Source organism: Phormidium yuhuli AB48 (assembly GCF_023983615.1).
In the GTDB taxonomy this organism is placed as follows: Bacteria; Cyanobacteriota; Cyanobacteriia; order Cyanobacteriales; family Geitlerinemataceae; genus Sodalinema; species Sodalinema yuhuli.
Genome location: NZ_CP098611.1, coordinates 904,343 through 917,979, shown reverse-complemented (window position 1 = coordinate 917,979; position 13,637 = coordinate 904,343). Strand labels below are relative to the sequence as shown.

Genomic DNA, 13,637 nt, shown 5'->3' with positions numbered 1-13,637 from the left:
TGGCTGACGGACGAAGGGGAATTCGCGTTAAAATGGTGGAGTCACCCTGGCCCGATTTCCCGGATACGGGTTCGTTTTTTGTTCAACTACAGCAGTCAAGAGAGAGTCGAATCATGCCTAAAGAAGGAATTCACCCCGAATGGTATCCCGATGCCAAGGTGTATTGTAACGGTGAGTTGGTGATGACCGTCGGTGCCACTCAGCCGGAAATTCACGTCGATGTTTGGTCGGGGAATCACCCGTTTTACACCGGGAATCAGAAGATTATTGATACGGAAGGACGGGTTGAGCGCTTCTTGCGTAAGTATGGTATGACCGATACTCGTGAAGAGAGCGATTCTCAGTCTTAGCTAGCCCCCGTTGTTGGGCGCGATTGCGGTTCCCCCACGCTTCGCGAGGGCCGCGATCGCTCGTCCTATTTTTGTAAGGATGGCGCATCCCCCCCTCCGTGAGATTTTGAGAGAGCATCCAAGGGCATTATGGCTGAACAGTATTTATTAGATAAACTCAAATCCGTTGAACAGACGTTTCAGGAATTGACGAAACGGATGGCTGACCCGGATGTGGCGACCGATCCCGATGAGTTTCAGAAGGTGGCTAAGGCCCGAGCCTCTCTGGAAGAGACGGTGCTAACCTACGAGAAATGGCAGCAGTTGACGGAGGAACTCAAGGGGGCCGAACAGGTGGTGAAGGATTCCGCTGGGGATCCGGAAATGCGCGAGATGGCGGTGCTGGAAGTAGAGGAGTTGCAAGAGGAAATTCGACGCCTGGAAGACCGCTTGAAGGTCTTATTGCTACCTCGCGATCCCAATGATGATAAGAACATCATGCTAGAGATTCGTGCGGGAACCGGTGGCGATGAGGCGGGAATCTGGGCTGGGGATTTGGTGCGGATTTATTCTCGTTATGCGGAAAGCCAACGCTGGAAAGTGGCGTTGTTGAGTGAGTCTCCGGCGGATATGGGAGGCTTTAAGGAGGCGATTTTAGAGATTAAGGGGGATTCGGTTTACAGTAAGCTCAAGTTTGAGGCGGGGGTTCACCGGGTGCAGCGAGTTCCGGCGACAGAAGCTGGGGGACGGGTGCATACCTCCACGGCGACGGTGGCGGTGATGCCAGAGGTGGATGATGTGGAGGTTAAGATTGATCCGAAAGATATTGAGATTTCTACGGCCCGTTCTGGGGGTGCTGGGGGACAGAATGTGAACAAGGTGGAGACGGCGGTGGATTTGGTCCACAAGCCGACGGGGATTCGGATTTTCTGTACGGAGGAGCGATCGCAGTTACAGAACCGGGAACGAGCGTTACAGATTCTGCGCGCGAAGCTGTATGAGATGAAGTTACGGGAACAGAAGGAGGCGGTCACCTCGATGCGACGCTCTCAGGTTGGGACTGGGGCGCGATCGGAGAAGATTCGCACCTACAATTATAAGGATACTCGGGTGACGGATCACCGTTTGGGTCAGAACTTCAATCTCGATTCGGTGTTGGAGGGGGAGATTGAGCCGGTGGTTCAGGCTTGTATTACTCAGGATCAGCAGGAGAGTTTGGAACGGTTGGCGGAAGCGAGTAATACACCGACGTCGGTGTAAGGGTCAAAAACAGGTTAGGGTGAATGAAATATAGCATCTTAATCGAGACGTTGATAATGTCGGAGTTCTTGTTGAGCTTCTTGGGTCATTTTGCGGCGTAGGTCGAGGGGTAAAATGACTTCTCCATTGGGTCGCCAATCCCGTAAACGCATCAAAACATTGATGTCTCCTTCACGAATCCAACCGCGATAATAGGCATCGTCGGGGGAGCGATCGCCCAGCAGTTGTAGCACCGTTTGCTGCTGGTTGCGATCGGTGAGGGTTTCGCTGAGGAAGGGAATTAGGTCAGCATAGGCGATCGCCTTGAAGGTGGGATGGCGTAAGGTGTTGTCTACATAGCGTTGGGCAAAGGAACGGGGAAATCGCATCAGTAGCAAGGAACGGGGAAGATAAAAATTAAATCCCCAGGCGCGATCGAGTTCGCGACGGACAACGTCGGCTTGGGGGAGTTCGCCATTACGTCGCAGTTGTTTGAGAAAGGAGGGGATTTGTGGATCTCCCCAAGGGAGAATGGTTAGGCGATCGCTCTGAATGCGATCGAGCCGGTAATTATGCCAATTGACGTAACCCCGAGGGTCACAGCCATAGGCACTGAGATATTTGGCCCGCCGAACATAGTGGAGACAGACGGGGTAGGTGATAATGGAGACGGTTTTGCTTTGGCTGAGACTGTAGTCAAATTGAATCACTCCTGATGAGGGAAGTTGCCAGAGTTGTTCGAGTTGTTCTTGATAGGTATCAACGCGATCTTGGGTCTCAGGAGGGAGGATATAGTCTAGGTGAATGAAGACGCGGGGCGTTTCGGACAGGTCGGGGGATGGGGTGGGAGAGTCACGAGAGGTTAGATGCTCCCAAAGGTTTTGAATAACCAGTTCTAGGTTCGGTTGAACAAAGGCAATGGATTCGAGAATGGGTAAGAGTTGGCGAATTTGTTGCAGGGTTAAGAGGCTAGGATTGGTGGCAGAGGTGGGGGAGAGTTGGGGTAAAACGGCGGTGGGGAGACATTGAAATTTTCCCCATCCTAGGGATTTTAGCCATCCTAACTGGGCTAGGTGTTTGAGGTCATCCCGCAGGGAACGGTGAACGGTGGCGAAGGGACAACTGTTGAGAATCTGGTCTAAATCGCCTCGGCTGAGTCCGGTGTGAAATTGGATGTCCTCACACCAGGAGGGTTCTGAGAGACCCCATTGAGGGGCAAAGAGGAGGCGGTGAGCGGTTTGATGACAGAGACAATGGCGATCGCCACAATGTTCGCTGACGGCTTCGGCGCTGCTGTGGTCTTCTTTGGGGTGATGGGGACTGAAGAGGCGATCGCGGACATGGGGATAGCGAAAGGGGTTGGGTAAGTCCATGGACCAATTGGGGGGACTTCCATAGAGGCGATCAACCCACAGCCACAGTCGGATAGACCGTTGTAGGCGGTTGGCCAGTTGTCCTGCGGCCAAGGCCTGTAATACCTCTGCTGTAGGGGGTTGTACGACGGGTTGTGCCATGGTTTAGAAGACCCCAATTCAACCTGGGTGTTAGAGTAGCACAGATAACGCCCTAGGGAGGAGACGTCCCGTGACCACCGCTGCCAATAGTATTGAATTCAGCCTCAGTCGAGGTCAATCTCCTGATGGGGTGGATTATCAGATTTTGGGGATCACCCTGAGCCAACAGATTATCAGTCCTGAGGATTTGGGAACGATTGAACTTCCCAGGGGGATTGATACCCGGATGGGTGTGATTCTTGATGGACGGGGGCCCATTTGGCTCTATGGCTACCTCATTCATGAGCTACATCCGACGGCCTGGGTGGCTTGTCATGATCCCCGCTTGGGAGCGGTGGTGGTGGCGACTCATGTGAAGGGGGTGGCGGTGGGCCAGGTTATTCGCTTGGGGTCGGGGGGCGATCGGCTGCATCCGGCGTTGATGGTGGTGGGACCGCCGGATAGTGGTAAGAGTGTGTTTTCCCATCGTTTATTTCAGACACTTCTGAGCAGTTATCCGAATATTTACTTACAACGAGCCAATTGGGATGGGGAGGGAAATTATACCTTGGAACTTCCCCCAGACCTAGACCCAGAGGTGTTTAAGGCAGCGAATAAGGGGCAGTTAACGGATAGTTTTTTTCCTTACCATTCTGGAGCAATTTTGTCATTACGTCGGCAAAAAGACTTAACAATTGTGGATGTGGGGGGAATGGTGCAGCCGGAGAAACAGCCGATTTTAGAGGCTTGTAGTCATTATCTGGTGATTAGTTCCCAGCCGGAGGAGGTGGAGCGTTGGCATGAGTTTTGTGGCGATCGGGGTAATTTGACTCCAGTGGCAGTGATTTATAGTACCCTGGAAGAATGCGAAGACATCCATCAGGAGTATCCAGTCCTTGAGGTGACTTGCGGACCGTGGATTCGTGGCAAGGCTTGTTCTGTTCCTGACCCGGTGTTGGCGGAAATTCAGAAACTGCTCCCGAGTACGTCTCAGTCAAATCGTTAGTGGTGATGGCTTCTATGACATCTTCTTTGGCACATGGTGATGGGTTGCCCCTGGTGCAACTGGCTTTTGTTAACCACCATAACGTTTGACACAGAACAGATTTGATGATTGAATATGAGTGGTTTTTATATTAAAGAATATAAACTTTATAGTCACAACGTTAAAATCCAAAAAGCATGAGGTATCAATATGGCTGGAATTGAAGGATTTAAAATAAAAAATTACCGTACTTTAAAAGATGTAACTCTGGGTAAACTGTGGAATAGTCAAAATAGAAAACCTTTAACACCTATGACCGCCGTAATCGGAAAAAATGGGGTCGGCAAGAGTACAATATTTGATGCCTTCGGCTTTCTTTCAGATTGTCTCAAAGGAGGAGTAGAGGCGGCTTGTGATGCCCGTGGTCGAGGTGGTTTTGAGAGAATTCGCTCTCAAGGTGAAGATGGTAGTATGGAATTTGAGATTTACTATAAAGAGGATGGAAATGCTAGACCCATCACGTATGAACTTGCTATAGATTTAGATTCAGATGGAAGACCTTTTGTTAAACAAGAACGGTTGAGACAAAGGCGGAAAGGTCAAACACGAGGCTGGCCATTTTCTTTCTTACTATTAAATGATGGAAAGGGAGTTGCCTGGAAAGGAGAAAAAGAAGGTAAACAAATCGAAGAAGATCAGGGGCAATTTAATTTATTTGATTTAATGGAGAAGTTACAAAAAGGTGAAGCAGAAGAAGAAAGTAAAGAAACTGAGATTGTGGAGTTAAGTGATAAGAGGAAACTAGGAATTTCAACCTTAGGTTCCTTGAAGCAGCATCCTAGAATTTCGCTATTTCGACAATTCATTGAAGGTTGGTATCTTAGTTACTTCACCCCAGACGCTGCAAGAAGTTTACCTCTTGCAGGACCTCAGAAGCATTTAAATATACATGGGGATAATATTGGTAATGTCGTTCAATTTATGGAGAGAGAATATCCCAAAAAGTTTCAATCTGTTTTGGATAAAATTTCGAGTAAAATACCAGGAATAAATGAAATCAAGACAGAAAAAAGTCCTGATGGTAGATTGTTGCTGAAATTCAATGATAGAGGTTTTCAAGACCCGTTTTATTCTCAGCAAATGTCAGATGGAACTCTGAAAATCTTTGCTTACTTATTACTTTTAGAAGACCCCTCTCCCCCACCTTTTATCTGTATTGAAGAGCCAGAAAATGGCTTGTATCATAAACTTCTGGAAACACTAGCACAAGAATTTAGAGAACATGCGACAGGTCGTAAAGGGGGGTCTCAAATTTTTATCACAACTCATCAACCCTATTTTGTAGATGCTCTCCAGCCCGAAGAAGTTTGGGTCCTTGAGAAAAATGAAGATGGTTTTTCAACGATAAAACGTGCAAGTGAAGATACTCTGATTCAAAATTTGGTTTCTGAAGGCTTGCCACTTGGTAATCTTTGGTATAGCGACTATTTAGATCAACGGTAGACTCATGCATTTTGAAATTCTTGTTGAAGATATTTCTGGAAAAACGGCTCTTGACATTATAATTCCCAAAATTATCGATATTAGCGATAAAAATACATTTAAAATTAATTTTTATAAGGGTATCGGACGGATTCCTAAGGGATTAAAACCTTCATCAGATCCAAGTAAGCGTATATTACTTGACCAACTTCCAAAGCTAATCCAAGGCTTTGGCAAAACTTTTTCTAATTATCCTGCTAACTATCATGCAGTGTTAATTGTTATCTGTGACCTTGATGATCGTTGCCTGAGTGAATTTCGCAGAGAACTGTTTGACTGTTTAGAAAAATGTATGATTCCACCAAGTACTTATTTCTGCATTGCCATTGAAGAAGGAGAAGCTTGGTTTTTGGGAGATACTAATGCTATTAAAAAGGCGTACCCAAATGCAAAAGATGTCGTACTTAATGAATATAGCAGTGATGAAATTTGTGGGACATGGGAAAAGTTGGCTGACGCCTTATTTCCGGGTGGTTCTAAACAATTAACTAAACAAGGGTGGCAAGCAATTGGTAAACAAAAAACAGAGTGGGCGAAGACCATTTCCCCTTATATGAATGTAGATGCCAACCAGTCTCCTAGTTTCTGCTACTTTCGAGATAAGTTGCGCTACCTAGCCACTTCATAAAATAAAATGTCATGCAATATAGGCTAAATTTTAAAAAACATAATTTTTCATGGGTGCTGAATTCATTTTAGGAAAATTCCCTGAGTGAACTCGCTATCATCATCATGCTTATCCGATCGCACTGGACCCTAACCCCATCCGAGACCGCCGTTCTCCCCCGTAGCTACCACCTCGAACTGGTGAAACAGCTCCACGAACGACTGGGGTTAGACATGGGAGGACAACAAACCCCCAGCTTGACCTTTTCCGGATTCATCGGTTCCGCCACCCGTACCTCCGAATTTGTCACCTTTCATCCCGAAAACCCCTATCACCTCTCCCTGTCTGGCTTATCTGAGACGACCTCCAAAGCCATTTTTAACCTAGACTTAGGGGACACCTTAGAATTTTTGGGGTCTCAATTCCAGGTGTGCGATCGCCACCACGATATCACCAGTTACGACCAACTCTATACAGAACTCATCGCCAACGAACCCGAACCCGAGCGACAATTCAACCTCAAATTCCTCACCCCCACCAGCTTCTCCCAAAAACGAATTTACCTTCCCCTTCCTGTACCGCGTCTGCTCGTTCAGAGTTGGCTCGATCGCTGGAATGAATTTGGTCCTGTCTATCTTGGCAGTTACGACCTGCTAGACTACTTAGAAGAGGCGATCGCCCTAAAATACCACAATATCAGAAGTACCCGTTTTCAAGTCTATCGCTCCTTCGTCACCGGATTTGTCGGCGAAATCACCTTACAAATCCCCCAACGCACCGACCCGCTCATCAGCCAAGTCGCCAACTTACTCGTTCACTATAGCAACTTTTGCGGAACCGGTGTCAAGACTCGGCTCGGAATGGGATATAGTCAGTATCAACCTCGCCAACACCCTTCAGACTGTAAAGAAACCTCAAAGGACTGCTAAGTATGTCAACCACAATTTTATCCACCATCGGAACCAGCCTACTAACCAATCAAATCAATCGCACCAACAGTGAGGAAAAAACCTGGTATCCACAATTACGAGATAGTGCCAACCTTAAAGACACTGAACTTCCAGATGATAGTGAAGTTCGACAAATCATATCGATTTTGAGAGAGCGAGCCATTCAAAAACTCCAAGACAGTAATATCCAAGCCATTCGTCGTGCTAGTGCTGAACTAAATGGAATTTATGGATTTTACCATGATGACCTAGCCGGAGAATCCAGACCCGGTGACTTTCATTGGTTGATTGCAACAGATACCTATCAGGGAATTACCACCGCACAGATTGTCAAAGACTTTCTTCTGTCCCAAGGACTTTTAGTTGATAGTTATGCACCAGATAACTTATCCACAGTCAGCACTCAAACATTTTCTGATGGCATAGACAATCTTATTGGCTGGCTCGAAGAAACGATTAAACCTTTACGGGATAACCCACAATCAAAAATTTGTTTTAATCTCGTTGGCGGCTTCAAGAGTCTCCAAGGCTACTTAAATACCATTGGTATGTTTTACGCTGACGAAATTATCTATATTTTTGAAGGAGAACGGTCAGAACTTATAACCATTCCACGACTTCCGATTACCGTTGATTACGAAGGACTCAGTTGCTATAAACAAGAACTGGCATTGATGGCGGCGGGAGCAACCATCTCCATGGAAGCGTTACAAGGGATTCCAGAATCCATGATTTATCCTGCTGGAGAACCAGACGTTACGCTTTCACTTTGGGGACAATTAGTCTGGAATCAATGTAAAGTGAAACTCCTATCCTTAGAATTACTGGAGTTACCCTATCTTGCCTATCGAGATTCCTTTAAGGCAGATTATAAGGCGATTACCAGTGCTATTGAGCGCTTTAGGGTTCAAGAAGATTTAGTGAACGTGTCAAAACTTTTAATAGACTCTCAAGGAGACACAAGCGTTCTGAATTCTAGGTTTCACTACACTCGCTATCAAGGAACTCCTAAGAACAAAAAAATTGACCATTTTCGTGTAAACTTGAGTAAGCGAATTAGCTGTGAGAAACAGGATGATAAACTCCTGTTGCGATACTATGGAACTCATAATCACGTAGAAGGAAAAGAAGAGATAAGACACTAAGCGAAAAGCGTTCACTAGAAAAATACAAGCATTCAACCATGAAAACTATTGACAAGAGTGAGATTACAGATAACTTCCTAGAAATCCTAGAGCAAATTCAGTCAGAAGGCGAGGAAGTTTTAGTGACCGAAGATAGTCAGCCAATTCTTAAAATTTCTCCCTATCAGAAATCTCCAACAACAGCAGAGCTATTTGGGGAACTGAGGGGAAAAGTTCAGTATTTTGAAGATTTGACTCAACCCACGGTAGAGGAATGGCAAGAGAGTTAAGCATTGTCCTAGATACTTGTGCCTTGATTTGGTGGAGTTTAGATCCAGAGAAGCTGTCGCAAACTGCTATACAAGCTTGCGAGGTGATGGAACAACTCCCCCTCACGCCTCCAACAAACGCGGCATCAACGACACTAAATTACAAGGACGATAACGACTATCCAACTGCCAACGCAGAATCTCATCCCAGCCATCACGACAGGCCCCCGACGACCCTGGTAACGCAAAGAGATACGTCCCCTGAGCCACTCCCGCCGTGGCCCGCGACTGCAACGCCGAGACCCCAATCGTCTCATAACTAATGCGGCGGAACAGTTCCCCAAAGCCGGGAATCTCCTTCTCGCAAACCTCCGCCAACGCCTCCGGGGTCACATCTCGACCGGTAATTCCCGTCCCCCCCGTCGTAATCACCACATCCACCTGGGGATGTTTCACCCACTCCCACAACACCGCCACAATCGTCTCCCGTTCATCGGGAACCAGCCGCCGTTCCAGTAACTGATGTCCGGCGGCTTGCAAGCGTTCCACTAAAATCTGTCCCGACTTGTCCGTCTCTAAAGTACGGCTGTCGGAGATGGTCAAAATAGCAATGTTGACGGGAAGAAAGGGACGGGATTCGTCAATACCAACCATGGAGAGGAATAAACAATGAAACGAACTCCGTTGGTTGGATGGTCAAGGGGATAGATTGCTTTATTCGATCAGCTAATTCCTCGCCCATAACCTCCAACGAAGTCCTCCAATTCTAGCAGATACTGACCCCCCAACTCAGACTGAAGATGACTAATGGGTAGGCGAATCTCTCTTGACATTTTTTCAGTCTGCATCATGATCACGTTCACCCCAGAAGACCTGTTTTTTAGATAAGAACACCTCTACAACTCACCCCGTTCCTCAGTCTTTGCAGCCTTGGCAGCCGTCAACACCTCTCGCAAACGCCATAAACTGAGAGTTTGACCCAGATTTAACGGCAGCAGCGAAACCCCCTCTAAGCGAGACTGCACCCAGCCATCGCCCCAATACCACTCATGGAAGCCGTCAATTCCCTGACTGAGAATCATCCGTAAGCAATGGTCATTAGCCACCTCAACCTGATGCTGAATCGTAATCGGGCCGAGGGAACTGGTAAATTTCAAATCCTGATGGAGTTTCGGCGGCAGTCCAGGGGAAAGTTGCTGCGGGGCCAGCCACTTCTGAATCTGACCCGGTTCCAGTAAACTCTGGGCGATCGCCTCCGCAGACGCATCCACCTCAATCCGTAACTGACTCTGTTGGAAGCTTCCAAACATACTAACCCTATGTCTTGCGAGCGATATCAAACCATATCCCCCCCATTATCTCTCATCCAGACCTTTGTGGGGGGTCAATCCTCCCCCAAGACGCGATCGCCCCCGTCCCAGTGCCAGGAATCATTACAATAAGTAAAGACTTCATCAATCCAGACTTTCATGGCAGACCAGCTTATTCGCGCAACCGCAGCCAATGGTGGCATTCGCTGCGTCGGGGTCATCACCACCCGACTCACAGAAGAAGCCCGACAACGCCATCAACTCTCCTACGTCGCCACCGCTGCACTCGGTCGAACCATGAGTGCCGGCCTACTCCTCGCCTCCAACATGAAAAACCCCGACTCCCGGGTCAACCTGCGAGTCAAAGGGGACGGTCCCCTGGGGGGGATTCTCGTAGATGCGGGGATGGATGGAACCGTACGCGGCTATGTCAACAATCCCGACGTCGAACTTCCCCCCAACTCCCGAGGGAAACTCGATGTGGGCCAAGCCGTGGGACCCAATGGCTTTCTCTATGTCATCCGGGATGTCGGTTACGGCTATCCCTACTCCAGTACCGTCGAACTGGTATCTGGGGAAATCGGCGACGACGTGACCCACTATCTAGGAACCTCCGAACAAACCCCCTCCGCCCTAGTTCTCGGGGTCTTCGTCGGCTCAGAAGGGGTCACCGCGTCCGGGGGATTACTGCTGCAAGTGCTACCCAAAGCCGCCCGGGACGATGCCCTCATCGCCACCCTAGAGTCGAGATTAGGGGGACTCTCTGGCTTTACCCCACTCCTAAAACAGAAAAAAACCCTCAACGCCATTTTCGAGACCCTCTTAGGGGATTTAGACCTGAAGATTCTCCCCGGAGTGCAGATGTTGCGCTTCCATTGTGGCTGTTCCTGGGACCGAATGCTGGGCGCTCTCAAACTTCTCGGTGTCAGTGAGTTGGAGGATATGATTGACAAAGATGGTGGGGCCGAAGCCACCTGTGAGTTTTGCAAGGAGGTCTACAACGCCGATGCGAACGACCTACAACGACTCATTGATGATTTAGCCCAATCTTCCTCGGCCCGTTAAACCCCTGGACTTGGGGGGATGTTCCCCCCCAGTCTCAACGAGCCTCACTCTTCAGTATCTTGAATTTGTGTGGCGACTCGTTCACTAAACTCCGCATCGGTGTCCGCTAGGGTTAACAATTGCAAGTATTCCGGGGGAGTCAAACCCGTTTCTTGGATAATCTCGATCGCCGCCGCTTCCAATTCCTGTTCCAATTGGTTGTACTCTTCAGCGGTTTCCGCCTGTTGCAATTCCTCACTGCGGCCACTAATCAAGTCCACAATCCCCATATAGGCGCTGGCGAATTGACTCACTTTTTCCGACGAGATGGAGCCTGAGTCCGTAATCTCGGAAATGCCCAAATCGGTTAAGTTGGTCGATGTCGGGGCTTCATCGGCCCAGGCCTGTCCCGGAACCAGGAGCATCAGCAGCCCCCAACAGAAGGCGATCGCCCCGATAAGTCCTTGTCTAGTCATCCATTGCATAGAGCAGTCCTTGGTATCGTTATCCCCTTAGTATACTGGTGCAGCCTGAATCAGTGCGATCGCCCCCTCAGCCCAAACGATACTGACGAAACAGATCACTCGCCACCCGATGCAAGAGACTATGACGATAGGTGAGAGCCGCAAAATCCGTACTATAGCCCCCACCAATCACACAAGCCACCGGATACCCCGCCCCCAAACAAGTCCCCAACACCTGCATCTCCCGGCGAAAAATCCCCGTATCCGTCAGGGCCAACTTCCCCAATCGATCGCCCACATGGGGGTCCACCCCAGCATCATACAGCACCAAATCCGGCTTCACCTGAGACAACAAATCCGGCAAATACTGAGCCAAAGTTTGTAAATACTCATCATCCTCCATCCCCTCCCGCAGCGACACATCCAAATCACTGACTTGCTTGCGACTCGGGAAATTCACCCCACAGTGCATCGAGAAGGTAAACACCGTCTCATCCCCCTGGAACATCACCGCCGTTCCATCCCCCTGATGCACATCCAAATCCACAATCAACACCCGCCGCGCCAAGCCTCGCTTCTGCACAAACCGGGCCGCGATCGCCAAATCATTAAAAATACAAAATCCCGAACCAAACCCGGGAAACGCATGATGAGTTCCCCCCACCGTATTACACGCTAACCCCTGCTCCAACGCCAACTCAGCCGTCAACAGAGTTCCCCCCACCGCCAAACAAGTACGCCGTGCCAACTCCGCACTCCAGGGAAGTCCAATCCGCCGTTGCGCCTTCTCCGGCAAAGTTCCCGTCAAATAGCCGTCCACATACTCCCCCTCATGTAGCCATTCCAACACCTCCCGAGGCGGTAAACGGGGAACATGAATCTGCTCCGCCGTCGCGATTCCCTGACGTAACAGATAGCTGTAGAGTTGGGAGAACTTCTGCATCGGGAACCGATGACCCGGCGGCAGAGGGGCCACATAATCAGGATGATGCACAATCGGTAATGGCATAAATGAGCCTTAACGGGTATTCCGGGAAAAATTTGTAAGATACAGATAGATAATTATCCCAAACTTTCACAAGCGAGATATCCCTATGGACTCCAAACTGACTTGGCAATACGGCAGCGAACATCCCGAGAATAGCGCCAATCTCGATGCCATTCGTCAATGGTGGTCAAAACTCAGTGGCAAAACTGTTCTCTGGCAACAACGCATCGTTCCCGACGGCGAGGAGGTGGGCCAACTCGACTGGGAACCCCAACGGTTTGATGAGCGGTTTGCCATCGCCGAGCCGGAACTCAAGGGCATCACGGTATACTGGCGCAAACCCGAGGAAGAGGCCCCCCACAACATTACCGCCGGAACCCTAGAACTGGAAACTCGGCAGCAGCAACTGTTTGTTTATCCCAAATCTCGCCCTAATGTTGCCATTCGCGTCAGTTTACCCCAAGTTAAGTTTGAGACCGTAGAACTGACTCAGCCCGAGATTCAATGTGTTGTCAATAACGAAAAAGGCTTACTCGTCTTCCGGGATAAACCCCAATTGTTGGAAGTGAAAGTCAAACTCGATGCAGCAGCGATCGCCCGCCTTAAAGAACAACTAACTGGCGACGAGTAAATTTAATTGGGCGATCCACCTGTTGCGATCGCCCCATCAGTAAGATTTAAGATTCAATCGCTCCCAACACCTCATCCACCGTCAACCGTAACTCCGGAAAAACCCTTGAAACCAACATATCCCCCTGTCTGAATTGCTGTAACTGATACTCCCCCTCAACCAAATTTGCGATCGTAATCGTCGGTTGCTTCGGCCTTCCGATATACCGCACCCCACCCAAGGCCCGATAATCAACGAGCCAATACTCCTGAATCCCCATCGCCTCATACTCAATCAGTTTGTGGCCGTAATCATCCCGCCAATTCGTGCTGACAACCTCCACCACCAGCGGAACCGTTACCCCCGACTCAATCACAGAAGCCGTATTCCAGAGAGGTTCCTGGCGTAGTTGACGGCGATCGCACACCGCCACATCCGGCTGATACCCTGATCGCGGCGCTTGCGGTTTCAACAAACAAGCCCGGGGAATCATATACGGACGTCCCCCCCGACGAATCGCCACATTAAACTCCGCCACCAACAACCCCGCAATCTCCTCATGAGGCCCCGTCGGTAACACCGCAATCATTTCCCCTTCAATCAGTTCATAGCGCCGGCCATCATCGGGATACTGGGCCAGAAACGCCTCAAATTCCAGCGGTTGAGTTTGTACAGCCACCATA

The 13,637-nt window shown here is 49.1% G+C and carries 17 protein-coding genes; 10 read left to right on the top strand and 7 right to left on the bottom strand.

Annotation, left to right across the window (positions count from 1 at the left end; all coding sequences use genetic code 11):
• Window positions 1-113: 113 nt before the first annotated feature.
• On the top strand, window positions 114-350 hold the full coding sequence (gene rpmE, locus NEA10_RS03830; RefSeq protein WP_159787494.1) for a 50S ribosomal protein L31: 237 nt from the start codon (window positions 114-116) through the stop codon (window positions 348-350).
• A gap of 129 nt (window positions 351-479) precedes the next feature.
• Window positions 480-1,589 carry a peptide chain release factor 1 gene (prfA, locus tag NEA10_RS03825; protein WP_252663896.1) on the top strand — a complete coding sequence of 370 codons (1,110 nt, stop codon included), beginning with the start codon at window positions 480-482 and terminating at the stop codon, window positions 1,587-1,589.
• 38 nt (window positions 1,590-1,627) lie between these two features.
• Here prfA and NEA10_RS03820 read toward each other — a convergent pair whose 3' ends face one another.
• Window positions 1,628-3,082: a TIGR03985 family CRISPR-associated protein gene (locus tag NEA10_RS03820; protein WP_252663895.1), complete on the bottom strand. Its 1,455-nt coding sequence runs from the start codon at window positions 3,080-3,082 to the stop codon at window positions 1,628-1,630.
• 70 nt (window positions 3,083-3,152) lie between these two features.
• On the opposite strand from NEA10_RS03820, the gene crn3 reads away from it, so the two are divergent.
• The 6 genes from crn3 (at window position 3,153) to NEA10_RS03790 (ending at window position 8,559) form a co-directional block, all read left to right on the top strand.
• Window positions 3,153-4,067, top strand: a complete 915-nt coding sequence (crn3, locus tag NEA10_RS03815) for a CRISPR-associated ring nuclease Crn3/Csx3 (protein ID WP_252663894.1) — start codon at window positions 3,153-3,155, stop codon at window positions 4,065-4,067.
• A gap of 189 nt (window positions 4,068-4,256) precedes the next feature.
• Window positions 4,257-5,549: an AAA family ATPase gene (locus NEA10_RS03810; RefSeq protein WP_252663893.1), complete on the top strand. Its 1,293-nt coding sequence runs from the start codon at window positions 4,257-4,259 to the stop codon at window positions 5,547-5,549.
• A gap of 4 nt (window positions 5,550-5,553) precedes the next feature.
• On the top strand, window positions 5,554-6,216 hold the full coding sequence (locus tag NEA10_RS03805; protein ID WP_252663892.1) for a DUF4276 family protein: 663 nt from the start codon (window positions 5,554-5,556) through the stop codon (window positions 6,214-6,216).
• 104 nt (window positions 6,217-6,320) lie between these two features.
• Complete coding sequence (gene cas6, locus NEA10_RS03800; protein ID WP_252663891.1) at window positions 6,321-7,124, top strand: CRISPR system precrRNA processing endoribonuclease RAMP protein Cas6; 804 nt, start codon at window positions 6,321-6,323, stop codon at window positions 7,122-7,124.
• 2 nt (window positions 7,125-7,126) lie between these two features.
• Window positions 7,127-8,290 (top strand): CRISPR-associated protein, encoded by a 1,164-nt coding sequence (locus tag NEA10_RS03795; protein ID WP_252663890.1) that lies wholly within the window; start codon window positions 7,127-7,129, stop codon window positions 8,288-8,290.
• A gap of 38 nt (window positions 8,291-8,328) precedes the next feature.
• Window positions 8,329-8,559, top strand: coding sequence for a type II toxin-antitoxin system Phd/YefM family antitoxin (locus tag NEA10_RS03790; protein ID WP_068787985.1), 231 nt, complete (start codon window positions 8,329-8,331; stop codon window positions 8,557-8,559).
• 102 nt (window positions 8,560-8,661) lie between these two features.
• On the opposite strand, the gene moaB is transcribed toward NEA10_RS03790, so the two are convergent.
• From moaB to NEA10_RS03780, 3 genes are all read right to left on the bottom strand, one after another.
• Window positions 8,662-9,192: a molybdenum cofactor biosynthesis protein B gene (gene moaB / locus NEA10_RS03785; RefSeq protein WP_252663889.1), complete on the bottom strand. Its 531-nt coding sequence runs from the start codon at window positions 9,190-9,192 to the stop codon at window positions 8,662-8,664.
• A gap of 68 nt (window positions 9,193-9,260) precedes the next feature.
• Window positions 9,261-9,389, bottom strand: a complete 129-nt coding sequence (locus NEA10_RS20815; RefSeq protein ID WP_258719052.1) for a hypothetical protein — start codon at window positions 9,387-9,389, stop codon at window positions 9,261-9,263.
• Window positions 9,390-9,434: 45 nt separating this feature from the next.
• A complete protein-coding gene (locus NEA10_RS03780) occupies window positions 9,435-9,848 on the bottom strand; it encodes a hypothetical protein (protein WP_252663888.1) in 414 nt (137 codons plus the stop codon).
• A 159-nt stretch (window positions 9,849-10,007) separates the two neighbouring features.
• Between NEA10_RS03780 and hslO the strand changes: the two genes are divergently transcribed.
• Entirely contained in the window at window positions 10,008-10,913 is a 906-nt protein-coding gene (gene hslO / locus NEA10_RS03775) for an Hsp33 family molecular chaperone HslO (RefSeq protein ID WP_252663887.1), read from the top strand.
• Window positions 10,914-10,957: 44 nt separating this feature from the next.
• Here hslO and NEA10_RS03770 read toward each other — a convergent pair whose 3' ends face one another.
• Both NEA10_RS03770 and NEA10_RS03765 read right to left on the bottom strand, forming a co-directional pair.
• Complete coding sequence (locus NEA10_RS03770; protein WP_252663886.1) at window positions 10,958-11,377, bottom strand: DUF4168 domain-containing protein; 420 nt, start codon at window positions 11,375-11,377, stop codon at window positions 10,958-10,960.
• A gap of 67 nt (window positions 11,378-11,444) precedes the next feature.
• A complete protein-coding gene (locus tag NEA10_RS03765; protein WP_252663885.1) occupies window positions 11,445-12,365 on the bottom strand; it encodes a histone deacetylase family protein in 921 nt (306 codons plus the stop codon).
• Between the two features lie 85 nt (window positions 12,366-12,450).
• Between NEA10_RS03765 and NEA10_RS03760 the strand changes: the two genes are divergently transcribed.
• Complete coding sequence (locus NEA10_RS03760; RefSeq protein ID WP_252663884.1) at window positions 12,451-12,975, top strand: hypothetical protein; 525 nt, start codon at window positions 12,451-12,453, stop codon at window positions 12,973-12,975.
• A 46-nt stretch (window positions 12,976-13,021) separates the two neighbouring features.
• Here the strand turns inward: NEA10_RS03760 and NEA10_RS03755 are convergent, their stop codons facing one another.
• Window positions 13,022-13,636: a Uma2 family endonuclease gene (locus tag NEA10_RS03755; RefSeq protein ID WP_252663883.1), complete on the bottom strand. Its 615-nt coding sequence runs from the start codon at window positions 13,634-13,636 to the stop codon at window positions 13,022-13,024.
• Between the last annotated feature and the right edge of the window lies 1 nt (window position 13,637).

Bases quoted from the DNA above. Each gene is read 5' to 3' on its own strand.
- rpmE (WP_159787494.1), top strand. From the start codon at position 114: ATGCCTAAAGAAGGAATTCACCCCGAATGGTATCCCGATGCCAAGGTG.
- prfA (WP_252663896.1), top strand. From the start codon at position 480: ATGGCTGAACAGTATTTATTAGATAAACTCAAATCCGTTGAACAGACG.
- NEA10_RS03820 (WP_252663895.1), bottom strand. From the start codon at position 3,082: ATGGCACAACCCGTCGTACAACCCCCTACAGCAGAGGTATTACAGGCC.
- NEA10_RS03810 (WP_252663893.1), top strand. From the start codon at position 4,257: ATGGCTGGAATTGAAGGATTTAAAATAAAAAATTACCGTACTTTAAAA.
- NEA10_RS03805 (WP_252663892.1), top strand. From the start codon at position 5,554: ATGCATTTTGAAATTCTTGTTGAAGATATTTCTGGAAAAACGGCTCTT.
- cas6 (WP_252663891.1), top strand. From the start codon at position 6,321: ATGCTTATCCGATCGCACTGGACCCTAACCCCATCCGAGACCGCCGTT.
- NEA10_RS03795 (WP_252663890.1), top strand. From the start codon at position 7,127: ATGTCAACCACAATTTTATCCACCATCGGAACCAGCCTACTAACCAAT.
- NEA10_RS03790 (WP_068787985.1), top strand. From the start codon at position 8,329: ATGAAAACTATTGACAAGAGTGAGATTACAGATAACTTCCTAGAAATC.
- moaB (WP_252663889.1), bottom strand. From the start codon at position 9,192: ATGGTTGGTATTGACGAATCCCGTCCCTTTCTTCCCGTCAACATTGCT.
- NEA10_RS20815 (WP_258719052.1), bottom strand. From the start codon at position 9,389: ATGATGCAGACTGAAAAAATGTCAAGAGAGATTCGCCTACCCATTAGT.
- NEA10_RS03780 (WP_252663888.1), bottom strand. From the start codon at position 9,848: ATGTTTGGAAGCTTCCAACAGAGTCAGTTACGGATTGAGGTGGATGCG.
- hslO (WP_252663887.1), top strand. From the start codon at position 10,008: ATGGCAGACCAGCTTATTCGCGCAACCGCAGCCAATGGTGGCATTCGC.
- NEA10_RS03770 (WP_252663886.1), bottom strand. From the start codon at position 11,377: ATGCAATGGATGACTAGACAAGGACTTATCGGGGCGATCGCCTTCTGT.
- NEA10_RS03765 (WP_252663885.1), bottom strand. From the start codon at position 12,365: ATGCCATTACCGATTGTGCATCATCCTGATTATGTGGCCCCTCTGCCG.
- NEA10_RS03760 (WP_252663884.1), top strand. From the start codon at position 12,451: ATGGACTCCAAACTGACTTGGCAATACGGCAGCGAACATCCCGAGAAT.
- NEA10_RS03755 (WP_252663883.1), bottom strand. From the start codon at position 13,636: ATGGTGGCTGTACAAACTCAACCGCTGGAATTTGAGGCGTTTCTGGCC.